General features: G+C 42.0%; 19 protein-coding genes. 14 read left to right on the top strand and 5 right to left on the bottom strand.

Annotated features, from left to right (window positions below; all coding sequences use genetic code 11):
- Positions 1-17: 17 nt before the first annotated feature.
- The 3 genes from POV26_RS04055 to POV26_RS04045 all read right to left on the bottom strand — a co-directional run bounded on the left by POV26_RS04055 (position 18) and on the right by POV26_RS04045 (position 2,828).
- Positions 18-602 carry a C40 family peptidase gene (locus POV26_RS04055; protein ID WP_272855205.1) on the bottom strand — a complete coding sequence of 195 codons (585 nt, stop codon included), beginning with the start codon at positions 600-602 and terminating at the stop codon, positions 18-20.
- Positions 603-646: 44 nt separating this feature from the next.
- Positions 647-1,765: a lipid-A-disaccharide synthase gene (gene lpxB / locus POV26_RS04050; protein WP_272855204.1), complete on the bottom strand. Its 1,119-nt coding sequence runs from the start codon at positions 1,763-1,765 to the stop codon at positions 647-649.
- An 85-nt stretch (positions 1,766-1,850) separates the two neighbouring features.
- Complete coding sequence (locus tag POV26_RS04045; RefSeq protein WP_272855203.1) at positions 1,851-2,828, bottom strand: D-alanine--D-alanine ligase; 978 nt, start codon at positions 2,826-2,828, stop codon at positions 1,851-1,853.
- A gap of 211 nt (positions 2,829-3,039) precedes the next feature.
- Here POV26_RS04045 and POV26_RS04040 point away from each other — a divergent pair, with 211 nt between their 5' ends.
- Together POV26_RS04040 and POV26_RS04035 are read left to right on the top strand one after the other, a co-directional pair.
- Positions 3,040-3,672, top strand: a complete 633-nt coding sequence (locus tag POV26_RS04040) for a PASTA domain-containing protein (protein WP_272855202.1) — start codon at positions 3,040-3,042, stop codon at positions 3,670-3,672.
- Positions 3,644-4,705, top strand: coding sequence for an RluA family pseudouridine synthase (locus tag POV26_RS04035; protein ID WP_419180005.1), 1,062 nt, complete (start codon positions 3,644-3,646; stop codon positions 4,703-4,705). Before POV26_RS04040 ends, POV26_RS04035 begins: the two co-directional genes overlap by 29 nt.
- A 231-nt stretch (positions 4,706-4,936) precedes the next feature.
- Here the strand turns inward: POV26_RS04035 and POV26_RS04030 are convergent, their stop codons facing one another.
- Positions 4,937-6,694: a T9SS type A sorting domain-containing protein gene (locus POV26_RS04030; protein ID WP_272855201.1), complete on the bottom strand. Its 1,758-nt coding sequence runs from the start codon at positions 6,692-6,694 to the stop codon at positions 4,937-4,939.
- Positions 6,695-6,856: 162 nt separating this feature from the next.
- On the opposite strand from POV26_RS04030, the gene POV26_RS04025 reads away from it, so the two are divergent.
- From POV26_RS04025 to POV26_RS03975, 11 genes are all read left to right on the top strand, one after another.
- The gene (locus POV26_RS04025) at positions 6,857-7,495 is read left to right on the top strand and encodes a DUF998 domain-containing protein (RefSeq protein ID WP_272855200.1); all 639 of its coding nucleotides are present in this window, start codon (positions 6,857-6,859) and stop codon (positions 7,493-7,495) included.
- A 584-nt stretch (positions 7,496-8,079) separates the two neighbouring features.
- Complete coding sequence (locus POV26_RS04020) at positions 8,080-10,221, top strand: S46 family peptidase (protein ID WP_272855199.1); 2,142 nt, start codon at positions 8,080-8,082, stop codon at positions 10,219-10,221.
- Positions 10,222-10,367: 146 nt separating this feature from the next.
- Positions 10,368-11,339 (top strand): alpha/beta fold hydrolase, encoded by a 972-nt coding sequence (locus POV26_RS04015; RefSeq protein ID WP_272855198.1) that lies wholly within the window; start codon positions 10,368-10,370, stop codon positions 11,337-11,339.
- A 342-nt stretch (positions 11,340-11,681) separates the two neighbouring features.
- Complete coding sequence (locus tag POV26_RS04010; RefSeq protein ID WP_272855197.1) at positions 11,682-12,755, top strand: AOC03_06830 family ribosome hibernation factor; 1,074 nt, start codon at positions 11,682-11,684, stop codon at positions 12,753-12,755.
- Positions 12,756-13,017: 262 nt separating this feature from the next.
- A complete protein-coding gene (locus tag POV26_RS04005; protein WP_272855196.1) occupies positions 13,018-13,899 on the top strand; it encodes a DUF808 domain-containing protein in 882 nt (293 codons plus the stop codon).
- Between the two features lie 267 nt (positions 13,900-14,166).
- Positions 14,167-15,387, top strand: coding sequence for a hypothetical protein (locus POV26_RS04000; RefSeq protein WP_272855195.1), 1,221 nt, complete (start codon positions 14,167-14,169; stop codon positions 15,385-15,387).
- 14 nt (positions 15,388-15,401) lie between these two features.
- Positions 15,402-15,926 (top strand): hypothetical protein, encoded by a 525-nt coding sequence (locus POV26_RS03995; RefSeq protein WP_272855194.1) that lies wholly within the window; start codon positions 15,402-15,404, stop codon positions 15,924-15,926.
- 12 nt (positions 15,927-15,938) lie between these two features.
- Complete coding sequence (locus POV26_RS03990) at positions 15,939-16,895, top strand: DUF6175 family protein (protein ID WP_272855193.1); 957 nt, start codon at positions 15,939-15,941, stop codon at positions 16,893-16,895.
- A 12-nt stretch (positions 16,896-16,907) separates the two neighbouring features.
- A complete protein-coding gene (locus tag POV26_RS03985; protein WP_272855192.1) occupies positions 16,908-17,843 on the top strand; it encodes a hypothetical protein in 936 nt (311 codons plus the stop codon).
- Between the two features lie 139 nt (positions 17,844-17,982).
- Complete coding sequence (locus POV26_RS03980; protein ID WP_272855191.1) at positions 17,983-18,522, top strand: hypothetical protein; 540 nt, start codon at positions 17,983-17,985, stop codon at positions 18,520-18,522.
- 102 nt (positions 18,523-18,624) lie between these two features.
- Complete coding sequence (locus POV26_RS03975) at positions 18,625-21,030, top strand: TonB-dependent receptor (RefSeq protein ID WP_272855190.1); 2,406 nt, start codon at positions 18,625-18,627, stop codon at positions 21,028-21,030.
- A gap of 691 nt (positions 21,031-21,721) precedes the next feature.
- Here POV26_RS03975 and POV26_RS03970 read toward each other — a convergent pair.
- Complete coding sequence (locus tag POV26_RS03970; RefSeq protein WP_272855189.1) at positions 21,722-22,030, bottom strand: STAS domain-containing protein; 309 nt, start codon at positions 22,028-22,030, stop codon at positions 21,722-21,724.
- A 367-nt stretch (positions 22,031-22,397) separates the two neighbouring features.
- On the opposite strand from POV26_RS03970, the gene POV26_RS03965 reads away from it, so the two are divergent.
- The gene (locus POV26_RS03965) at positions 22,398-24,035 is read left to right on the top strand and encodes an ABC-F family ATP-binding cassette domain-containing protein (RefSeq protein WP_272855188.1); all 1,638 of its coding nucleotides are present in this window, start codon (positions 22,398-22,400) and stop codon (positions 24,033-24,035) included.
- The last annotated feature ends 29 nt before the right edge of the window (positions 24,036-24,064 follow it).

The raw sequence follows: 24,064 nt of genomic DNA, 5'->3' as shown, positions 1-24,064 counted from the left end.
TTTGATTAAACGAACAACTAAATAATCCGCCGCACCTCCACAAAAGCTTTTTTCCAGTAATCCTCATCAAGCGATGAAATGATGACCCCGGCCCGGGTCGTGGAGTGGATAAACTTTACCTCACCGCGTTTGGCCTCAACTACCAAACCTACGTGGTTTATAACATTGCGGCTACTGGTCTTAAAAAAAACAAGGTCGCCCTCCTCAATTTCCTTAAGGGAAATCAGGATTCCTTTTTTTGCCATATCCCTCGATATACGGGGCAGGGTGATGTTTTCCTTTTGGAAGGCCGTACATACCAAACCGGAGCAATCCATCCCGGCATCTGTGGTTCCGCCAAATTTGTAGCGCGTGCCCTGAAAGGTTTTAGCATAATCAATGATATCTTTTTTTATTTCTTTGGCACTTGCTTCAGAATTGGCTGGCTCGTTGTTTTTTTCGTCTTCCTTTGCGGTAATTTTGCTGGGGCTAACTTTTCGGGTAGGCTTCGTCTTCCTTTCAGTTTTTCCGATAATGGCCTCTGGAACCTTTCCCGTGTTTTTTGTGCTTCCACACGATATTAGGAATAAAACCAAAAAGGAAAAAAAGAGTAGTTTTCGCATCGATTGGGAATAGGAGATTTAAGGTTAAAAATATAAAATTTTATTTAATTCTCCTTTATTGTGGAATAGATAAGTTTTGCCGTGTTTTCACTGGCGCCTCTTCCGCCGAGGGCTTTTTCCAAATCGTAATAATCCAAAAACATCGTGGCCCTTTTGTAGGGGGCCAATATTTTGGTGAGTTCTTCCTTCAATCTTTTTGTGTTGAAATCGTTTTGGATTAGCTCGGTAACCGCTTCTTTGTTGAGGATTAAATTTACCAAGGAAATATAATTTAGTTTAATAACGCGCTTTGCAATTTCATAGCTCACTCGCCCACCTTTATAGCAAACCACTTGCGGCACCTTAAACAGTGCGGTCTCCAAAGTAGCCGTGCCCGAAGTAACCAGTGCGGCTTCCGAAATGCTCAAAAGATCGTATGTTTTGTTGGTTACAAAATGCACGTTTTTTGTGCTGAGAAAGGTTTCGTAAAACGATTTTTCCTGACTTGGCGCGCCCGCTATAACGAATTGATATTCCTTAAAATCCTTGGCTACGGAAATCATGATTTCCAGCATTTTCCTTATTTCCTGTTTTCGGCTGCCCGGAAGCAATGCTATTACTGGCCTGTCGTCCAAGCCGTTTTCCTTCTTAAAAGTCTTCGGATCAACTTGGGTTCTGTTATAGATGGCGTCAATCAACGGATGGCCCACAAAATGCACGGGGAAGTTGTGCTTTTCTTCGTAAAAATCCTTTTCAAAGGGAAGGATCACATACATCTGGTCCACATCGCGTTTTATGTCCTTGATGCGGCCTTCCTTCCAGGCCCAGATTTGTGGCGAAATGTAATAATGTGTCTTGTAGCCTTTCTGCCGTGCCCATTTCATAATCCGAAAGTTGAAGCCGGGATAATCTATAAAAATGATGACATCGGGATTGTAGGCTTCAATATCCTTTTTGCAGAATTTGATGTTTTTAAAAATAGTTCGCAGATTCATTACAACCTCTGCAAAGCCCATAAAGGCCAGTTCGCGGTAATGCTTTACCTCGGTGCCACCAACCTCGCGCATCAAATCGCCGCCCCAAAAACGGAAATCGGCTTCGGCATCTTCCTTTTTTAAGGCTTTCATCAAGTTGGCTCCGTGCAAATCGCCGGAGGCTTCGCCTGCTATGAGGTAGTATTTCATTGGTCTTGGTTAAAGGGTTGCAGGTTGCAAGTTACAGGTTGTGGTGGTGCAATAAAACTTGCAACTTGTAACCTGAAACTTGCAACTACTTTAGTACATTCTGAATCAATATATCAAAAAACTCCGTCAGCGTCATCCCTGCTTCGCGTACTTGTTTGGGAACGATGCTTTCCGTGGAAAGGCCGGGATTGGTGTTTATTTCCAAGAAAAAGGGTTTTCCGTTTTCAATGATAAAATCGCTTCGGGTTACACCTTTCATATTCAGTAGTTTATAGATACGTTTGGCCTCTTGCTGTACCAATTGGGTTTCTTCTTCCGAAATACGTGCGGGGGTTATTTCCTGTGATTTTCCGAGATATTTTGCCGCATAATCAAAAAATTCGTTTTCCGAGACAATTTCAGTGGCGGGCAGCGCTATGATTTCGTTTCCGTTATTGTAAACGCCAACTGCTATTTCAGCACCCACTAATGCGGTTTCAATAATTATTTCGGAATCTTCGGTAAAAGCCTTTTCAATGGCGGGCATCAGCTCTTCCATTTCGTGGACTTTGCTCACGCCGAAACTGGAGCCGGAACGGTTCGGTTTTACGAAACAGGGCAGCCCCGTTTTCTTTACGATTTCCTCCAAATTGATTTCCGTGCCTTCATTCACATAATACGAATTGGCTGCGCGAACGCCAAAATTCTTCAAAACCGAAAGGCAGTCGCGTTTGTTAAAACTCAGTGCCGCTTGGTAATAATCGGTACTCGTGTGCGGAATTTTCAGCAATTCCCAATAGGCCTGCAAATAGCCATCTTCGCCGGGCGTTCCGTGAATGGTGTTGAAGATGGCATCGGGACGAATGGTTTCGGTGCCGTTGTCAAAACTAAAATCTGCTTTGTTTACGGGGTGTTTGGTGCCATTTTTAGCAGCAAAATACCAGCCTTCCTCCAAAATATGGACGGGATACACTTCATATTTATTTTTATCGAGGGCGTTGCAAACCACTCCGCCACTGTTAAGCGAAATCTCGAACTCACTGGAATAGCCGCCCATAGCCACGGCAATATGCTTTTTACCCATAACAATTTATTAAAATCTACGTTTACAAAAGTATTAAAAATAAGTGCGCTAAAGTTGCAAGTGGTAGTATTCAGTCGCAGTACATAGTAATTTATTTGTATTTTCAAGAAACATATCAAAAAATAAAATTCCCCCTTTGGGGGTTAGGGGGCTTTCAACAAAAGATACTACCTTTGGGTTTTTATATTTTTAAGTAGTAACAAAGAAACGTATGACTTTTTTCCAGTTCGTGTTTTCCAAAGCATTTTTGAAACAGTTGCTCTTGGCCATCGTTGCCTTGCTTGTTTTGGCATTTTTGATATTGTGGTGGCTTCGTTTTAGTACAAACCACAATGAAACGATAGAAGTACCTAACCTCGCAAAAATGTCATTGGACAAAGTAGAGGAGAAGTTGGACGAAATGGACCTGCGCTACGAAATCCTCGATTCGGCAAACTACAATCCGGATTTCCCGAAATATTCGGTAATTGAACAAATTCCGAAACCGGGCAAATTTGTAAAGGAAGACCGCAAACTGTATTTAACCTTAAATCCTTCCGGCTACCGGAAAATTGAGGTGCCCGATGTTTTGGGCCGCACGCGCCGCCAGGCAGAGCCCACACTTTTGGCCATGGGTTTTAAAATTGGAAAAATAAGTTACCGGCCGCACATTAGCGACAACGTTTTGGAACTGCGTTACAAAGGCGAAAAGCTGGAACCGGGCACGCCGCTTCAAAAGACTTCGGTTATTGATTTAATCGTGGGTGATGAATCGTTGAACAGAATTCAATCTGAAGAAGATTCTTCCGAGGAAAACCAAGAGGCGCCTGTTCAAAATGAAGAAGAAAACAATGGCGAATTTTAACGAGGAAGAAATTGACGATACCGACGGCAGTGATGATCTTTACGAACATTACCGCTTTAAGGCAGACAAGGGGCAGGGCGCACTTAGGGTAGATAAATACCTGATGAACCTGATTGAAAAGGCCACGCGAAACAAAATACAAAAAGCCGCTACTGCGGGAAATATCCACGTAAACGGCGTTCCCGTAAAATCAAATTATAAAGTAAAGGGCAATGATGTGGTAACGGTGCTTTTTGAGCATCCGCCGTATGAGTTTCTGTTGGTGCCCGAGAATATTCCAATTGACATCGTTTATGAGGACGATGCAGTTTTAGTAGTGAACAAGCCCGCGGGAATGGTGGTGCATCCCGGTCACGGCAATTACAGCGGAACGCTGATAAATGCGTTGACTTATCACTTTGACAATCTTCCCAATAATAGTAGTAATCGTCCCGGACTTGTTCACAGAATCGACAAAGACACCAGCGGCCTGTTGGTTATTGCCAAAACCGAGGAGGCCATGACCCACCTCGCCAAACAGTTTTTTGACAAAAGCACCGAGCGCGAATACGTAGCCCTTGTTTGGGGAAATGTGGAAGAAGACGAAGGCACCGTTGAAGGCAACATAGGCCGCCACCCCAAAAACCGTTTGCAGAACACCGTTTACGAAAACGATGAAGAGGAGAAGGGAAAGCCAGCCGTTACCCATTATAAAGTTTTGGAAAGGTTGGGCTATGTAACCCTTGTTTCGTGTAGGTTGGAAACAGGGCGTACCCACCAAATCCGGGTGCATATGAAGCACATAGGCCACACCCTTTTCAACGATGAGCGTTACGGTGGCGAAAAGATTTTAAAAGGAACAACCTTTACCAAATACAAACAGTTTGTGGAAAACTGTTTTAAAGTATTGCCACGCCAAGCATTGCACGCCCGAACCTTGGGATTTGTGCATCCAACCACCGGAGAATTTATGCGTTTTGAATCTCCCATTCCCGAAGATATGGAGGCTTGTTTGGAGAAGTGGCGGAATTATTCGCAACATGTGATTGAATAATCCCGATAGCTATCGGGACCAAGTTATAAACACCAAATTCCAAAAAGTTCGGGGAACAACCATTTTTTTAAATTTTTATTACTGTGTGCCGGAAGGGGTTTTTGCGGAAACTGAATTTTAGAGCACCCACCCCGATCGCTAACGCGCCCACCCCTCCCTTGCAGGGCGGGGAGCACTTACTCATTTACTCGGTTCCCGATTATTGAGAATGGAGGTGTGCTAATGTATATCCTAATTCTTCACCCACTTGGCGGTGGAAGTATGCTTTCCATCCGAAACGGTTACGAAATACAACCCACTCTTTAAATGCTTCAGATTAAAAGTAGAAGTTGTTTCCAGATTTCTTTCTTCCGAAAAAACCATCTTTCCATCTATGCTGTAAACCTTCACTTTTGCGTTATGCACTGCAGAAGGGATTGTAAATGTCAAGATTCCTTCCGAAGGGTTTGGAAATATATTTATAGATGAAGCAGTGTCAAACTCTGATATTCCAATAGGGATTTCAAGTTCCACAAGTCCGTCGCGGGTATTGTCGCCTTTATAACCATTGCGTTTTATGGTGTCTGGATTGTATGGAACATTAAGGTTATAAACGCTTACAAAAGTAGAGTCTATTCCTGATCCGAAAGTTTGGGTATAGCTATTTGCAGTAAGGTCTAAAAGGCCATCATTATCAACATCGCCCAAAACAGCTCCGTTTAAGAATGTAAATCCGTGTGGGCGTAAAGGAAATCCGGCTATTTCTCCTGAGCCATCTAAAGAATAAGCGTGAATAAAGCCTTCGCCTGCCGCATCAGTCATTACGCTGGGAAAAATTATATCCAATACATTGTCGTTATTCACATCTGCAATGGAGATTACGCCTTCAGTGCCGCCATATTTTTCTATGGGAAAGTTTGGCAGGTTATTGCCGTCTGGGTCTAGCCCATAAATAACAGGCAATTCTTCGCCGGGTGTTCCGCTAGTGATTCTGTCTGACATAAAGATATCCAAAGTGCCATCAGTATCTATATCCAAAACGGTTGCTGGTGAGTAGGTCCAACCGCTGAGAGCGATGGGCCAGCCAGCTTTGTAACTACCGTCGTGTTCCATAACGTAAAAGCCGGCAGCGTTACCGTGGTTGCTTCCTATTATTTCCAGATCGCCGTCATCATCTAGATCTGCAAGAATAGGGGATTGGTAGGAGTAATTCACATTTGCATCAAAAACAGGGAAGTTTGGAAAAACCGCACCTTGATTATCAAAAATATACATTCCAGCACTGGAGGCGGCAATCACTACGTCATTGTTTTCATCATTGTCAACATCAGCTATGGAGGGAGTGAAAGCTGGTGTAGCGGCAACTTCCACAGGCCAATTGGCATTAAGGGGAGTACCATCCATTTTAATGACGTGAACAAAACCTTGACCGCCAGTTACGCGCTCACCAGTTACAATATCTAAAACACCATCGCCATCTACATCTGCGGCGGCTGGAGCATTTATCATCCAATGGTCGTCAAAATTTAAGGGCCATCCGGGCAGGTCGTTGCCCACAGGGTCTAAAAGATAGACGCGGCCTGCATTGGGTACACCGCCAGTGTTTAGGATGATTTCCAATGTGCCGTCGCCATCCAAATCTACAACCGTGGGTGGGAGAAGGATAGTACCGCTCACGGGTTTTTCCCAAAGTACATCGCCATTGCCTTCTAGAGCATAAAGTGTATTCCATATTCCGTAGAGTATTTCGTCCACACCATCGTTATCTATATCTGCCAAAGTGGTTCCACGACTGTTTTTGAAGTTGGGGTGCGCTGGTTCGCCAAAACGCCAAAGTTGGTCAAATACCTGGTTTTGTTCTGTATTGTAATAGTTTTCAGGTAGTGTAACGGTTTCCACGGAAATAGTGCCGTCTTCATTTAGGCTTGCTTTTTTACCTTGTTGCTGGGCGGTGCCTGTTGTAATTATTCCCAACAGCAAAACCGATAATAGCGTAATTGTCTTTCTCATGAGGTTTGTTTTAAAGGATTGTTTATAAAGTTATTGATTATTATTGGTTTTCACAATATGATTGATATGATGATTGGCTAATGTGAAAAACCAACGCGATATAAATTTATATTTCAAAAATTTGTACATTGTAGGGTGTAGTATTCTAAGAATCAATTGTATATGAAAACAGGCAAAATTTTTGCTCTGGGCGGAATTGCGGGGCCTATAATCTTTATTGTAATGACTGTCATTTGTGGAAGTATGCGATTGGGCTACAGTCATAGCAATCAATTTATAAGTGAATTGGGAGCCACGGGAACGGTAAACTCCCTTTTGATGAACTATGTGGGTTTTATACCTTCGGGAATTTTGATTGCCGTCTTCGGAATTTCAATTTTGACGGAGTTTAAAAAGCAAAAACCCGCAGCCATTGGCTCCATATTGATCATAGTTTTTGGGTTGGGAATCTCCGTTGATGGTCTAGTTTCCTGTGATGTGGGCTGTCCTGTGGCAGGCTCAATGGAAAACCTAATCCACAACACGGTCGCGCCCATTGCTTTTCTATCAGCAATTGCGGGCACAGGTTTACTTGGTTTATCGTTTAAAAAAATGAAAAACTTCTTTGCGCTATGGAAGTATTCTATATTTACGTGCCTTATTTCCTTTGTATTCCTGCTTGCCTTGGTTGCTTCTCTGGAATCCCGGGAGTTTATTGGACTTTGGCAAAGGCTGTTGCTGCTTACTTTATTTTTATGGTGTGGGATTGTAGGGTTTCGGCTCTTAAGAATTAAGAATATAACAGCCGAGGAATATAATTAAGGATAGGAAATAGTATGTAAGTTGAAATACTCGCAAAGCACGTGCTCCCGTATGTGATTTTATTTTTAAGCCAAATATTATGATTCAGGGTGTAGGAAGCGATTTGGTGCTTTACATTGTAAACCCACCCCGCCCTTCGGGCACCCCTCCCTTGCAGGGCGGGGAGCACTTACTTGGGCTTAATCGTTGGCAATAGTTTGCGCTCCTTCCCCTTGAAATTATTTTAATTTAAAGTTCGAAGCCTCTTTAAGGGGAAGCCTGCCTGCCTTTTTTTGGCAGGGTGGCCCCCGAGGATGTAATTCAATTTTAAGCAAAAAGGTAAAATTCGGGGGTCGGAAGGGGTTTTTAGCCTTTTTGGCTTTACCGTGAGGACCCACCCCGCCCTTTGGGCACCCCTCCCTTTCAGGGCGGGGAATACGCACACTCAGTCTTAACAAAAAGTTAAAGTTGCAGCAATCAGTGCTTTTTAGAACGGTTTCAGGCTTTAAAGTAGGGAATCCGATTATATTTGCAAGTTGATGAATTTTACTGCTTTTCGGTAGGTTTTTCAACTCTTATTTTAATTATTAAACTCCCTTTAACCCATGAGAAATTTTATTCTTTCTTTTTTACTTGCTGCGTTCGTGCTGCCCGTACAGGCCAACGAAGGCATGTGGTTTTTAATGCACATTGAACGGTTGAACTACCGCGATATGCAAAAAATGGGGCTACAGCTTACGCCCGAAGAAATTTACAGTGTAAACCATTCCAGCCTTAAGGATGCCATCGTGCAGTTTAACCGTGGGTGTACTGCAGAAATTATATCTGACAGCGGTTTGGTGCTTACCAACCACCATTGCGGCTATAGCCAGATTGCCGAACTTTCTACCGAGGAAAATGACTATCTTACCAACGGCTATTGGGCGGCCAACCATAGTGAGGAGCTAAAACCGAAAAGCCTTTCCGTGCGTTTCTTTGTTAGAATGGACGATGTTTCCAAACGCATCCTAAGCTTGTTGAACGACACTATGACCGAGGCTGAACGCGAAGCGACCATAAACCGTGAAATTGCAAAGATTGAACAGGAAAACAACGAAGGTGGAAAATACACCGTTTCGGTGAAGTCCTTTTATCAAGGCAATGAATTTTACTATTTCGTTTACCAAGATTATAACGATGTGCGTTTGGTGGGCACACCTCCTGCAAGCATTGGAAAATTCGGTGGAGATACCGACAACTGGGAATGGCCAAGACATACGGGCGATTTTTCACTTTTTAGGGTATATGCCGATAAAGACGGAAATCCTGCAGAATATTCGCCAGACAACGTTCCACTAAAACCGAAATACCACCTGACCACAAGTTTGAAAGGCTTTGATGAAGGTGATTTCGCGATGATTATGGGCTATCCGGGAAGGACCAACCGTTGGATGCCGGCCGGAGGTATTGAGCAAAACGTGGATTATGCATATCCCGCGTGGGTAGAAGCTTCAAAAACTTCTATGGATGTGATGAAGAAGTATATGGATAAAGACCAGCAGGTGAAACTTGACTATGCTTCCAGCTATGCTTCAACCGCAAATTATTGGAAGAACCGCCAAGGAATGATTGATGCACTGAAGCAGCACAAAACAGCAGCAAGCAAACGCGCCGATGAAAAAGCTTTCCAGAAATGGGCTTCCAAAAAAGGCAATGAAAAGTATGCGAATGTAATGTCGGTCATCAACAATTATTACAATAAAACAAATGAAAATAGCAGGCACAACAACTATTTGAGTCTGTTGTTGAGAACCCAAATGGCGATTATTCCATACCGTTTGGGCAACGATATTGACTATTATCTGCAACAGAATGAAGCAAAACAGTCGGAATTGAAGCCTAAAATAGATGCCGAAATAGATGATTTTTACGAAGGCCTTTACCTTCCTTTGGAAAAAGATGTTTTGGCGGCACAGCTTAAACTTTATTCCACAAAAGCAAAAAATATTGCGCCTATGGTAGCCGAAGTTGCTGCTGCAAATAACAAAACGGATGCAGGCTGGAACACCTATGTGAGTACTGTTTTTAAGAACAGTATTTTCGAAACAAAGGAAAAAATACTGGCTTTTATGGCAAACCCCAATGCTGCCATTTTACAGAACGATCCGTTGTTTCAGCTTTCAACTGATTTGGTAAAACGGTACCGTTACAAATCTGAGGAAGAAAAGCAATTGGATAACGATTTTGAAAAAGCCTACAGATTGATGGTGCAGGGTATGCGGCTTCAGAATCCCGATAAAAAATACTATCCGGATGCCAACAGCACCCTGCGTTTAACTTACGGAAAAGTGATTGCGCTTCCCGCCGACAAGCGCAATGATGCCGCTAAAAACTATTACACAACCTTAAAAGGCACCGTAGCAAAATACCAGCCAGGGGATGATGAATTTGATATGCCAAAACGACTGATCGATCTGTATGAAAAAAAGGATTTTGGGCAGTATGCGGACAAGGACGGTTATTTACCCGTGAACTTTTTGACCGACAACGACATTACAGGTGGAAATTCCGGTTCCCCAGTATTGAACGGAAAAGGGGAGCTGATTGGCTTGGCCTTTGACGGCAACATTGAAGCCATGGCCGGAGACGTTATCTTTGACGACCAACTGCAGCGCACCATCAATGTTGACATTCGTTATGTGCTGTTTTTGATAGATAAATACGCGGGGGCAAGTCATATTATTGATGAGCTGACTTTATCGAAATAAATTTTAGCAGCGCTATTGTTGCATTTAAAACCCGCACTTCTAAATTTATAGGAATTGTGGGTTTTTAGTTTTTTTAGAATTAGAAATTACGCGTGTTTATGTAGAATTGCCATTGATCACATACATTTTAATCGAAATATTTAAGGATGAAGTATCGTAAACTTTTAAGTCTTATAGTTCTATTGGTCTTTTTTGCTGGCTGTAAGAAGGATGAATACGAAAAGTTTAAAAAAGTACCGGAGTATATTGCTCACCCGGATAGGGCACATAAGCCCTATTTTGATGCTTATGATAAAACACTTCAACTATGGGGCGTTGCTTATGAAGAACTCTATATAACCACTTCAAAGGGAATAGCCCACGTAATCATGAGTGGCCCAAAAGACGGAGTGCCCGTCGTTCTGCTGCACGGAATGTGCGCAAGTTCCACCATGTGGTACCCCAATGCCAAAGCCTTGGCAAAGCAATACCGCATTTTTGCGATCGATTTAATAATTGAACCCGGAAAATCCTATAAAACAGCCGATTTTAAAAATATTGATGAAGTGACCGCTTGGTACGAAGAGCTATTCTGGGCGCTGAAATTAGAATCCTTCCATTTGATTGGAACCTCCCGCGGCGGCTGGCTGGCCACGGATATAGCCCTTAAAAGCAAAAGGGATATTAGAAGTTTAATCCTGTTGAGTCCTGTCCAGACTTTTATGTGGATTCCGCCAAGTACAGACTTGTTAAAAAACATATTCAATATCTTCTATTCCAAGGAAGAAGGTTCTAAACGTACCATGGGAACCTTGTCAAAAGATCCGAGCAAGCTCGATAAAAGGTACTTGGAGCAGTATCGCATTGCTTTGGAAAATGATTCCTTGAACAAATTCACAATACAGATGAAACCTTTCCCCAATAGTTCGTTGCGATCTTTAAAAATGCCCGTCCTTGTTTTGATTGGAGATGACGATATGTTCAATACCGAACACACACTTCGTTTAGTGGAAAGACATATACCAAAAGGTAAGGGGGAGGTTATTGCCAACTCGGGCCATTTTCTATCGGTAGATCAGGCAGCTACCGTCAATAAAAAAATCGTGAATTTTATGAAAAGTATTGACGAGGCCCGGTAATCAATTGTGAACTGCCGTTTCTTGTTCGGTGATGTTTTAATCAATTTTGAAACGATAAAATGGCCAGAAAGTATTTGGAGGATTACAAAGGCATCCATCTTTTTCAGTTTTAGAAATTTCTTTTTTAAAATAAACTCCATTCTGATCTTTATCATAGTTTTTCAGAGATATATTGCGTATCTTAATCATCTTATAATTCGGTTGAAATCTAATTGTGGATAGACCGTTTTAAGAGGTCTTCCGAAGGTTTAAATTATTTAGGAAGACCGGTAAAGTTATTGAACAACAGGCTGTTTTTTGATGCCTGTATCGTATTTGTATATGAACAATTAAAAAAATAAGATGAACATCACATTAAAACAACTCAAAGACATACGTTCGGAAAACTGTATTACCATTATAGCCACTACACACCGAACAAAACCTGACTATCTAAATGATGGTCTGCGTCTTAAGAATCTAATCAAGGAAGCGGAGGATAGATTGATGGCTGATACCAGCAAACGCAATGCAACACATTTGATGGAAAAATTAAATACGCTTGCCGCCGAAATTGACCATAGCCAAAATTTGGAAAGCTTGATGCTTTTTGTGAATGACGAGGTTGCCCAATACACACGTTTGCCGATAAAGGTTGAAGATCGCGTGGTAATTGACGAAACCTTCGCCACCCGCGATTTGGTACGAGCCATGCACTTGGAGACCCATTACTATATTTTGGTTTTGAGCCAGGAGAAAATTAGGTTAATTGAAGCCATGAACGATAAGATTATTCGGGAAATCGGAAATCCATTTCCAATTGAGAATACCCAATTTTTTTCCAAAAATAGGGCTGCCGCAGCAATTGCTTCAAGACAAACCAGTTTGATCGCGGAATATTTCAATCAAGCCGATAAAAAGGTAAATGAGGTTAGAAAAGACAACCCGTTGCCAGTATTGATTTGTGGCCTTGAGGAAAATCACAATGAATACCTGAAAATTGCCGATAACAAACGCAGTATTTTCAACATATTCTTAAATAAGAATAAAATCAATGATACCGCGCATTCCATTGTTGATGAAAGTTGGAAGATTGTGAAGGACTACGTGGTCAAAAAGAATAACGAGCGAAAAGAAGAATTGAAAAAAGCGGTGGGCGAGAACAAATTTCTAAGTGATACCAATGAAATATGGAATGCCATTTCTGAAGGAAGAATACAAACCTTATTTATTGAACAAGGTCTGTTTCAACCGGCGGTCATGAAAAATGGTGAAATTCAATATGTTTCCGATGAAGAGAGAAATGACACAGGAGTAATCGATGACATCTACGACGAAATGATTGAGGCCAATATGGATTTTGGGGGCGATGTTGTTTTCCTTCCGAAAGGAGAATTGACAAAGTTTAATGGATTTGGTGCAATAACGCGGTATTAAAGATTAATTTTCCGTTTTACACAACCAGTTTTACCTTTTAGGTTGAAGGTAAAGCTGGTTTTTTAATTGCTTATATTTCAGGCCTTCCCTTGCAAAATTTTGAGCCGTTGCTTAAGAAATGGCATTTGAGCACTTTTAAATTGGGCCTTGCGAAAACAGCATTTGGAAGTAGTTTTTTCCGAGCCATATAATTCGCTGCTATAAATTAAACTTCTTCAAGGCAACTTGTTTATTTTTGCTCAAAATTTATAGTAAAAAACGTATGGCATCAGGATTTTTCGCAATACTGGACGACATAGCCGCACTGATGGACGATGTGGCAATGATGAGCAAAGTGGCTGCGAAAAAAACAGCGGGAATTTTGGGGGATGATTTGGCGGTGAACGCCGAAAAAGCTTCGGGCTTTGCTTCTTCACGCGAAATACCCGTCCTGTTGGCCATTACAAAAGGTTCGTTCCTAAACAAACTTATCATCCTTCCAATAGCTTTTTTGCTGAGTGCCTTTCTGCCAGTGGCCGTAACCGTGGTTTTAATTCTTGGGGGGCTTTATTTGGCCTATGAAGGCGCAGAAAAAATACAAGAGTTCTTTTTTCCGCATACACATTCCGAAGATTCAGTTGTGGACGAAGGGCTTACTGAAAGTGAAATTTTGGCGATTGAAAAGGTACGTGTAAAATCTGCCATAGTAACCGATTTCATCCTTTCCCTGGAAATTGTGATTATCGCTTTGGGAACTGTTGTTAAGGAGCCTATCGGCACCCAAATTATAGTGGTGAGCATTATTGCTATTTTGGCCACGATAGGCGTTTACGGCATCGTGATGCTGATTGTACGTATGGATGAGGCGGGTTATAATTTGATAAAGCGCAGCAAAAAAGAAAAGGGGTTTTTAAAAATCCTGGGCACTTTTTTGGTGCAAGCGCTTCCAAAGGTAATAAAGAGCCTCAGCGTTATTGGTACTATAGCCCTAATTTTGGTTTCGGGGGGAATTTTTGTCCATAATGTTGATTTCTTTCACCATTTTTTGCCGCAACTGCCTTCCTTTATTTTGGAATTTGTTGTGGGGCTGGTGGTTGGGTTTGTTTGTTTAGTGACCGTGATGGCCTCCAAAAAGCTATGGAGGTTGCTTAAAATGGCAAGCTAAATTATGATAGTAGAAGCCATTAATATGTTCGTTTAAAAAATCGAATCCTTTTTTAGGGCCATGGGAACGATTGGAATGGCTTATTTCTAATAAATAGTTTTCACCAATACTTTTTTCAAATAATTACTTCTTCCAATTAGGTAGTAATCAGCACACTATTGAATAGATTACGATTTTTTTATCCGCTTTACGGTTTTCCGTAATCATTAGTATGAAGATTTTCGTAATATTGGAACTTTAAAAAAAATACTAACCAAATTATCTATTATGAAAAGACTACTTACGCTCGCCATATTTTTTGGCGCCAGTTCCGTTATTTTTGGTCAAGATGCGGCCAATCTGAACAATTACAAAAGAAGCTCCCTGTACACTTTTATGGTTTCCGACCTGCAACAAGAGCACAGCCAGACGATTCAGGAAGCGTTTATCAATTACCCAATTCCCGACAAATTCAACGATCACAACGCTGAGTTGCGTACCCTGCCTAAATTGGTTGATGAAAGTTTGTCGAAAAAGGAAATCAACGAACTCCAAAAAGATTCCATTACCCAATTTCTGGCCAACAATGCCATAGCAAAGACCATGGTGGCCAAATGGTTCAACAGAAGTGAGGCAGGAGGATTCAATATGGATTTGGTTGCGGCACGGGGTTCCTATAGCGCTTCCGATATCGATATTAAAATAGCAAAACAGAGCGAGCGTGGCTTGGCTATGGTTGCCGATGCTGGCGAAGAGCTTTTAAAGAACACTTTTGTTGTGGTCAACAATTTTAAGTACACTAACAAAGAAGAAGTTGCAAAAAAAGCAACTGGATTGTTGTCGGCAGTTTCCTCAGCAGCTTCTGCAGCAGGAGCAGGCGGTGTTAGTTTGGCGGCCGATGCGACAAGTGTGGGAGTTGGTGTAGTTGGAAAGGGGTACGTAATCAAAACAGACGCACATTTGTACAGACTTGTTTGGGATGAGGAAACTGCGGCTATTTTCTACAACGATTATTGGACCGAAGATGCATCACTGGATCCAGAAAAAGTTGCAGCCTTTGAAAATTCAAGTATCTTTAAACTTGAATATATTGGAACTGAGACCGCTTGGGCCGATTTGCAGAGCACTGCATTTACAAAAAAATCTGATGACGAATTGATAGCTATTGCCACCAAAAAAGCTGGGGATGCCGTTATTGCCAAACTGCAAAGAGCCTATGAAGTTTTCCGGACCAAAACTCCATTGCTAAGCGGCGATCCTATTTCTGCAAAAATTGGCTTGAAAGAAGGTTTGGAGAAAGGCGATAAATACGAAGTTTTGGAACAGGTAATAAACAAAGAAGGAAAAACCGAATACAATAAGGTGGGTGTCATCAAAGTAGAAAAAAATATGATTTGGGACAATCGCTATATGGCTGATGAAGAAAATACTTCTGAGCTTGAATATACCACATTCAGTGGGTCGAAAAACAAATATTACGCAGGAATGCTAATTAGACAAATAAACTAAAACAACTAACATTTATGAAACCATCTTATTTATTTACAACTATTTTATTTGTGCTTGTCGCCAGTTTTAGCGCACAGGCACAATGGAAAAAGGAAAAGGCGAAGGAAGATACTAAAATCTGGCGCTATGACATAGAGTGCGAAGGCATTGCAAAACAAGGCGCCAAGTTGGTAAAAGTTTGGTCGTATTCCAAAAATCCCAAACACGCCATTTCAAGTGCAATGCGCAATGCAGTGCACGGAATTATCTTTAAAGGGTATGCCGGCGGCGGCCAAGGATGCACCTCTTTTCAACCATTGGTAAAAGATCCCTCTATAGAAGCGGAGCACCAAGCGTTTTTTGATGCTTTTTTTGCCGAAGGTGGCGAGTACTTAAAATATGTTTCCGCCGCAACCGATGGCAGTATTGCCCCTGGAGACCGGTTGAAGGTAAGTAAGCGCGAATATAAAATAGCGGCCGTGGTTACCGTAATGAGCGACCAATTGCGAAAAAGACTCGAAAAAGAAAATATTATCAAATCCCTGACCAGCGGGTTCTAAAAATAGATACAAATGAAACAACCAAAATTAATACTTTGCCTGTTGGCATTTTTTAGCATTACCATCGCCTTCAGTCAGGCCAAAAAACCGACTTTAATGGTAGTGCCAAGCGATGCCTGGTGCATTCAGAACGGATATGCGATGACCTTTGAAAACCAAGGCTCTACTGAAAAGATTGCCGATTACAAACGCGCCTTTCAGGAAAATCCTGAGGTTTTGCAGGTTATAAGCCAAATAAACGGCATGATGGCGGATCGCGGTTTTCCACTGAAAAACATGGAATCTGTAATAAAAACAATATCATCAAACAGTGCCGAGGACAATTTGAGACAATCCAAGGAATCTGGGTCGGATATAGCCGAAAGCCCCATTGATGAATTCAAAAAAGCTGCCAAAGCCGATATAATCATCCAACTTACTTGGACGGTAAACAAGACCGGACCAAAAAAATCCATCAACTTTAACCTTCAGGGGTTAGATTCCTATACAGATAAACAAATTGCTACGGCAACAGGTACCGGGGCTCCTTCGTTTTCTGCGGAAACTCCTGTGCTCCTTTCAGAAGCAGTACTTTCGCATATGGACAATTTTACGGCTTCATTGCAATCGCATTTTGACGATATGTTCGAAAACGGACGTGAAATAATCGTCCGCATCCAAAAATGGGACGACTGGGACGGTGATCTTGAAACCGAATACGGCGGTGGTGACGAACTTGGTTTCGTTATTGAGGACTGGCTTCAGAACAATACGGTTAAAGGCCGCTTCAACACTACAGATATGACCGAGAATATGGCGCTTTTTGAACAAGTCAGAATTCCGTTATACAATGAACAGGGAAATGCCATCGACGCAAGAAGATATGTGAGGGATTTGAGCAAGTTCTTGAGCAGCGCCCCTTACAATATACCCAACAAACTGGTCATGAAAGGACTGGGAAGGGCAACGATTATTTTAGGAGGAAAATAAAAAAACCACATTATGAAAAAATTATTTTTTACAATCTGTTTACTGCTTGCTGTCGTCCTAGGAACGGCACAGAACAGCAGTTCCAATATTGCATTGGGAACATACATTCCCTATGAAATGGCAGAAGTGCCTGCAGCTGCCAGACAAATCCTGGAAACCAAACTGGGACAAATGGTTACTAAAAACGGCATCAGCGATGTTTCCTATAATTCACGTTTCATTATTACTCCGAATGTTTCGGTAATGAACAAGGATGTAATAGGATCAGCGCCACCAAAAATTGCACTTAACCTTGATATAACACTCTATATTGGTGATGGTGTAAATGGTACACTTTACACCAGTAAGAGCTTTAATGTGAAAGGTGTGGGCTCCAACGAGACCAAAGCCTACATTGCGGCCATCAAAAATATGAGGACCAATGGCGAGGATGTGCAGCTGTTTGTTACTGAGGGAAAACAAAAGATCATTGATTTCTTCAACGACAACTGCGAGCTGATCCAAAAAGAGGCCAATACCTTGGCTAACCAAAATCGTTTTGAAGAAGCTTTGGGATTATTGGTAAACGTTCCGGTCAGTAGCACCTGTTATGACAAAGTTGGAAAAAGTTTAAAAACCATGTACCAAAAAACCATAGACCGCGATTGCGAAATGCAACTGGCAGAGGCTACCGCTATTTGGACTGCAAACCAAGATCTGGCTGCCGCTAATGAAGCCGGGGCCATTTTGGCGAGCATTGAACCTTCTTCCTCTTGTTATCCAAAGGTAAAATCACTTTTTTCCAAAATTGAAAGTAGGGTAAAGACACTTAGCGACCGTCCGTGGGAATACAAACTGAAAGTATTGGACGCGAACATTGAAATTGCCAAAGGAGCGCAAAGCGTGCTGATGGCCTATGCCAAAAACCAACCCAATACCGTTATGTATAATATACGGGGCTGGTATTGATTTTTGAAATTTTATTATTATAAACAAAGGGCCATTCTGTAACATAGGATGGTCTTTTTTTTTGAAGAACAAAAAAGATTAAAATGGACACGCAATTACTTTCAATTTTACGACATTTGGACTATCCTTAATTTTTCCATTGAAAGAAAGAATAATCGCCATATCGCTATTGCTTATTTTGGTTGCACCAGTTGCAACACTGTATCTTTATATGCAATTTGAAAAATCCGCTCTCAAACGCGAAATAAAATGGAAGATGATCGCCGGAATGGATCAGGAGGAATTGGTGCTTCTGAAGTTTTCAAAAAAGGATGCAGAAACCAAACTGCGCTGGGAACATGCCAAAGAGTTTGAATACAAGGGGCAGATGTACGATATTGTTTCCGCAGAAATAAGAGGCGATTCAATTTTTTACCGTTGCTGGTGGGATTACGAAGAAACCAATCTGAACAAGAAACTTAAAAAACTGGTTGCTTCTGCCTTTGATCGAGATGAGGATACCCAAAAAGCCAAAAAAAACCTTCACAAGTATTTATGGTCTTTTTTCTGCACAGCCCCGTTTAGTTGGCAGGCCACACCGCTGCAAAAAGCAGGAATAGCTTATCAGGATACGATGCATAGCACTATTTTCAATTCCGTTCTTATCTCGCCACTCACGCCTCCTCCCAGGCTACGTTAACATTTATATAGATCAAAACCTTATACAGTTGTCATCAACAAATGGCAACTTGGACTATTGTGTTCTTTCAGGACACGTTAACTATAAAAGCAAAGAATAAAAATGAAAAAACTATTCATACTTTGGATGTTGTTCGGTTTTGTGGGCGGTATTTATGGCCAGACCATAACCATCACGGAGCAACAGACCAACGAACCCATAGATTTGGCAACGCTTACAAATGCAAAATCCAACCTTTATGCCACGACCAACTCCAAGGGACAGGCAGATATTTCAGCATTTAAAAATGTGGAAAGGATTGAAATACGAAGCCTGGGTTATAAAACGCTGATAACAAGTTATGCGGAATTGGAAGAGGAAGGGTTTAAAATTTCACTTGAAACTTCCAATCTCAGCTTAGATGAAGTGGTCATTTCTGGCTCGCGTTGGCGACAGAGCAGCGATGATGTGCCCTCAAAAATCATTTCCATTTCAGCAAAAGAGGTGGCCCTGCAAAACCCACAGACAGCGGCAGATCTTTTAAGTGCTTCGGGGAAAGTGTTTATCCAAAAGAGCCAGCAGGGCGGAGGCAGCCCAATGATCCGCGGTTTTGCGACAAACAGGCTGTTGTATTCCGTGGACGGAGTGCGCATGAACACGGCCATCTTCCGCTCGGGGAACCTTCAGAATGTTATCAATCTGGATCCCTTCGCCATAGAAAGTACGGAAGTGCTTTTTGGTCCCGGTTCCGTAATTTATGGCAGCGACGCCATTGGCGGAGTGATGAGTTTCCAAACTCTTACGCCGCAACTTTCCTTGACGGACAAACCTTTAATTACAGGAAAGGCCAGTGCGCGCTATTCCTCTGCCAATAAGGAAAAAACGGGCCATTTTGACGTGAACCTGGGTTTTAAAAAGTGGGCGTTCGTTACCAGTATCAGTTCGTGGGATTACGATAATCTTCGCCAAGGAAGTCACGGTCCCGAAGATTATATTAAGGATTATTACGTGGAAAGACAGGACAGCGCAGATGTTGTAATAACGCAGAAAGACAAATTGTTGCAGATTCCTTCGGCATATTCGCAGATAAATATGATGCAAAAAATACGCTTTCAACCAACTGAAAATTGGGATTTTCAATACGGGTTCCACTTCTCGGAAACCTCTCCCTATGGAAGATATGACAGGCACCAACGAGTTCGCAATGGATTGCCCCGTTATGCCGAATGGGACTACGGCCCACAAATATGGATGATGAACACCCTGAATATAAATTATACGGCCAACAATTCAGTTTTTGATCAAATGAGTTTGCGCCTGGCACACCAATGGTTTGAAGAAAGCAGAATTGACCGAACTTTCAACAAAACCGAGCGCAGCACACAAAACGAAGAAGTGGGCGCCTATTCCTTTAATCTCGATTTTATAAAGGCAACAGGTGAAAAAAATACTTTTTTCTACGGCGTGGAATATGTGTTGAACGACGTAAATTCCAAAGGGGAACTGACCGATATTTCTACAGGTATTTCAGAGGTTGGCCCTGCCCGCTATCCGCAATCCAAGTGGCAGTCTTTGGCGGCCTATGTTACCGATGAATATAAAGTAGCGGATAAATTCACCCTGAGTGCAGGTGCGCGCTATAACCTTGTTATGTTGGATTCTGAATTTGACACTACCTTTTATCCCTTTCCATTTACCGAGGCAAACTTGAGCAAAGGTGCGCTTACCGGAAGCCTTGGAGGGGTTTATCGCCCCACTGAATCTTGGGTGGTAAGCGCAAACTTGGGCAGTGCCTTTAGAGCGCCCAATGTTGATGATGTGGGAAAGGTGTTCGACTCTGAGCCCGGAAGTGTGGTAGTTCCAAATCCTGATCTAAAACCCGAATATGCCTATAATGCAGATTTGGGGGTCGCCAAGATTTTTGCAGGTATTGTAAAAGTTGATATCACGGGCTATTACACAACATTGAAAGATGCCATGGTGCGGCGGGATTATAAACTGAACGGACAGGACAGCATTGTGTACCAAGGTGAAATGAGCCGGGTACAAGCAATCCAAAATGCTGCCGTTGCCCATGTTTATGGAGTGCAGGCTGGCGTTGAGGTGAAGCTGCCAAAAGGTTTTGGCTTTTCCACGGATGTGAATTTTCAAAAAGGCGAAGAGGAACTGGACAATGGAGACACTAGCCCATCGCGCCACGCTTCCCCGTTTTTTGGTGTTTCACGCTTAAATTACAAAGCGAACAAATTAAGTATGGAACTGAACCTGAACTATCAAGGAAAACGCGGTTTTGAGGATCTGCCGGAAGGTGAAAAAGGAAAAACCGAAATCTATGCCTTGGACGAAAATGGAAACCCCTATTCGCCGGCTTGGTACACGCTTAACTATAAAGCACTGTACAAGCTCACCGATACCTTTGATGTGGGCGGGGGCATTGAGAACCTGACAGACCAACGTTACCGACCATACAGCTCGGGGATTTCGGGTGCCGGAAGAAATTTTATTCTCGCCTTGACGGCGCATTTTTAGAGGCTAAAACGTACAATCCAGTATGTTTTGAACAAGGGGTTGTCGGTTTTTAGATTTTTATTATATTTGAACTGAGCCACTGGCTTATTTCTCCCCAATTAATTTGATAAAACCCGCGCTTTAGGAGTGCGGGTTTTTGATTTTTCTTTGTAAAGCTTTCTTGCTTTTAACAGAAATAGAAAAAGGGCCGGTCCTAAAAATTTGGCACGGACACGGCCCTTCTTCGTCATCAAACCAACTATTCAAAAACAAAAACTATACGCGCGATTTGCGTTTTTTCATCTTTTTTTCTTCCAGTTTTCTCAATATTTTTTCCTGTTTCAATGCCTTTGCATCTTTAGAGGAGGTTCTAAGGTTTCTTCCTTTAGCCATGATACAATTCTTTAAAATTTAGAAAGTTGACATCCCGGTTCCCTTTTCAGATTAAACCATATAGCGAGCTGGCAACACCAAAAGTTTTGGTGTTTGGGGTGGATGTACGCTTAAAAAAAGGGAAACCGTTACGGCACACTCGCGGGTGCGCCTTAATTCGGGAAGATGATTTTCAGTTTAAAGAATGCAACCAAAGATTTCCGTAATCCGGTTAGGTTACAATTGCTCTTACAAAATGAATAAAAACCAAGCATAGCGGCAATTATTGATTACTTGGTAAACATATCCAATTATTGTGTGAAAAGCAAATAAAACAGCCTTAAAAAGCTGTTCTTGGAAGCTTACTTGAATAATGGATGCCAGCGTACGAAAAAACAAGTTTCACAATTTCATTTTCCTTGCAGAACAGGATAATCCGTTTGTTGTTTTCCCTTGCTTTTTCCGAAGCGATGTAAAGCATATATGCCCCGGCAACATCAATTTTTTCAAGTGGGTCCAAATCTACAATCAACGATTGGGTCCGATCCAATGCAGATTCTATTTTGAATTGGACTTCCGATAAGTTTCCACTGTAAAGCCTTCCCTCTAATCGAAATAAATGATTGTTTAAAAAACGGTGAAATGGCATACTAATGTGATTTTAAATTAAGGATCACATAGGTTTTGCGTAGGAATTTAAGGGCGAATTTAATTCAGGGAGTATTTCGAAGTGTGAATTTACAAAATGAATCTGAATTTAAAGCCGTAAAACCTGTGCGAAGATAGCTACCAAACCCGTAAAAAATTGAAGTTTTATTCCTTCAAAATTCATCGAACAACTTCCTTTCAATTAATTTTTAATCCACTTCTTTTTAATAGTTTTGCAGCCTTAAAAAAAGACCTAAGACGAAAAGATTTAAAACGTAAGACAGAAAAAGCGGGCTGATTGTTTCGAAACAGTTGTCTTACCTCTTATGTCCTAAGGTCCTAATTCATTTATAATAACACATTAAAGCATGATTTCAATAGACGGTTTGGCAGTTGAGTTTAGTGGCGATACCCTTTTCAGCGATGTTTCCTTTGTTGTGAACGAAAACGATAAAATAGCCCTAATGGGGAAAAACGGCGCGGGAAAAAGTACGATGATGAAGATAATAGCCGGCGAGCAGACTCCCACCCGCGGCAACGTGCGAGCGCCAAAAGATGCCGTGATTGCATACCTGCCGCAGCATTTGTTGACAGATGATAGTTGCACCGTTTTTGAGGAAGCCTCCAAGGCTTTTAAGCAGATTTTTGAAATGCGTGACGAAATGGACCGGTTGAACAAAGAACTGGAAACCCGCACCGATTATGAAAGCGATGCCTATATGAACGTCATTTCCAAAGTAGCGGAGCTCGGAGAGAAATATTACGCCTTGGAAGAAATAAACTACGAGGCCGAAGTAGAGAAAGCCCTGCGAGGCCTTGGTTTCAAACGCAGCGACCTGCACCGCCAAACCAGTGAATTCAGCGGGGGATGGCGCATGCGGATTGAATTGGCAAAACTGCTGCTTCAAAAACCGGATTTGATCTTGCTGGATGAGCCCACAAACCACGTGGATATTGAATCGGTGATTTGGCTGGAAGATTTCCTGTTGAATAAAGCAAAGGCCGTGATCGTGATTTCGCACGACAGGGCTTTTATTGACAATATCACCAACCGGACCATTGAAGTTACCATGGGCCGTATTTACGATTACAAAGCCAATTATAGCCACTATTTGCAATTGCGCGCCGATAGAAGATCGCATCAAATAAAAGCGTACGAAGAACAACAGAAATTCATAGCGGAAACACAGCAATTTATAGAGCGTTTTAAGGGAACGTATTCCAAGACCAATCAAGTGAATTCGCGGGAAAAGATGCTGGAGAAACTTCAAATTATTGAAATTGATGAGATCGACACTTCAGCCTTGGCACTCCGTTTTCCGCCCGCACAGCGCAGTGGCGATTATCCGGTTGTTGCGGAAGGGCTTACAAAGAAATACGGTGACCATGTGGTTTTTAAGGATGCCAATATGAGTATTTCACGAGGCGAAAAAGTGAGTTTTGTAGGGAGAAACGGCGAAGGAAAATCCACGATGATAAAAGCCATTATGGGCGAGATTGATTTTGAGGGAAAATGTACTTTGGGCCACAATGCCAAGGTTGGCTATTTCGCCCAAAACCAAGCCGCGCTTTTGGATAAGGAACTCACCGTTTTCCAGACCGTAGATGAGGTTGCCAAGGGCGAAATCCGCACCCAAATAAAAAATATTCTTGGCCGGTTTATGTTCAGCGGAGACGATATTGACAAAAAAGTCGGTTTACTTTCGGGAGGGGAACGGACCCGTTTGGCGATGGTAAAACTATTGCTGGAACCCGTAAACGTCTTGATTCTCGATGAGCCTACGAACCACTTGGATTTAAAATCGAAAGATGTGCTGAAAGAAGCCCTGCTTCAGTTTGATGGCACTTTGATTCTGGTTTCGCACGACCGCGATTTCCTTCAGGGCCTTTCAGAAAAAGTTTTCGAATTTAAGGACAAACGGGTTATTGAACATTTTGAAACCATAGACGATTTCCTTCAGCGCAATAGAATTGAAAATTTGAAGGAGATTGATTTGAAGGCATAGTCGATGAGTCGATTAGTTTTGAGGTTTGG

The organism is Aequorivita todarodis, assembly GCF_028561335.1.
Taxonomy (GTDB): domain Bacteria; phylum Bacteroidota; class Bacteroidia; order Flavobacteriales; family Flavobacteriaceae; genus Aequorivita; species Aequorivita todarodis.
This window is presented reverse-complemented; position numbering and strand designations above follow the sequence as displayed.

Bases quoted from the DNA above. Each gene is read 5' to 3' on its own strand.
- POV26_RS04055 (WP_272855205.1), bottom strand. From the start codon at position 602: ATGCGAAAACTACTCTTTTTTTCCTTTTTGGTTTTATTCCTAATATCG.
- lpxB (WP_272855204.1), bottom strand. From the start codon at position 1,765: ATGAAATACTACCTCATAGCAGGCGAAGCCTCCGGCGATTTGCACGGA.
- POV26_RS04045 (WP_272855203.1), bottom strand. From the start codon at position 2,828: ATGGGTAAAAAGCATATTGCCGTGGCTATGGGCGGCTATTCCAGTGAG.
- POV26_RS04040 (WP_272855202.1), top strand. From the start codon at position 3,040: ATGACTTTTTTCCAGTTCGTGTTTTCCAAAGCATTTTTGAAACAGTTG.
- POV26_RS04035 (WP_419180005.1), top strand. From the start codon at position 3,644: ATGAAGAAGAAAACAATGGCGAATTTTAACGAGGAAGAAATTGACGAT.
- POV26_RS04030 (WP_272855201.1), bottom strand. From the start codon at position 6,694: ATGAGAAAGACAATTACGCTATTATCGGTTTTGCTGTTGGGAATAATT.
- POV26_RS04025 (WP_272855200.1), top strand. From the start codon at position 6,857: ATGAAAACAGGCAAAATTTTTGCTCTGGGCGGAATTGCGGGGCCTATA.
- POV26_RS04020 (WP_272855199.1), top strand. From the start codon at position 8,080: ATGAGAAATTTTATTCTTTCTTTTTTACTTGCTGCGTTCGTGCTGCCC.
- POV26_RS04015 (WP_272855198.1), top strand. From the start codon at position 10,368: ATGAAGTATCGTAAACTTTTAAGTCTTATAGTTCTATTGGTCTTTTTT.
- POV26_RS04010 (WP_272855197.1), top strand. From the start codon at position 11,682: ATGAACATCACATTAAAACAACTCAAAGACATACGTTCGGAAAACTGT.
- POV26_RS04005 (WP_272855196.1), top strand. From the start codon at position 13,018: ATGGCATCAGGATTTTTCGCAATACTGGACGACATAGCCGCACTGATG.
- POV26_RS04000 (WP_272855195.1), top strand. From the start codon at position 14,167: ATGAAAAGACTACTTACGCTCGCCATATTTTTTGGCGCCAGTTCCGTT.
- POV26_RS03995 (WP_272855194.1), top strand. From the start codon at position 15,402: ATGAAACCATCTTATTTATTTACAACTATTTTATTTGTGCTTGTCGCC.
- POV26_RS03990 (WP_272855193.1), top strand. From the start codon at position 15,939: ATGAAACAACCAAAATTAATACTTTGCCTGTTGGCATTTTTTAGCATT.
- POV26_RS03985 (WP_272855192.1), top strand. From the start codon at position 16,908: ATGAAAAAATTATTTTTTACAATCTGTTTACTGCTTGCTGTCGTCCTA.
- POV26_RS03975 (WP_272855190.1), top strand. From the start codon at position 18,625: ATGAAAAAACTATTCATACTTTGGATGTTGTTCGGTTTTGTGGGCGGT.
- POV26_RS03970 (WP_272855189.1), bottom strand. From the start codon at position 22,030: ATGCCATTTCACCGTTTTTTAAACAATCATTTATTTCGATTAGAGGGA.
- POV26_RS03965 (WP_272855188.1), top strand. From the start codon at position 22,398: ATGATTTCAATAGACGGTTTGGCAGTTGAGTTTAGTGGCGATACCCTT.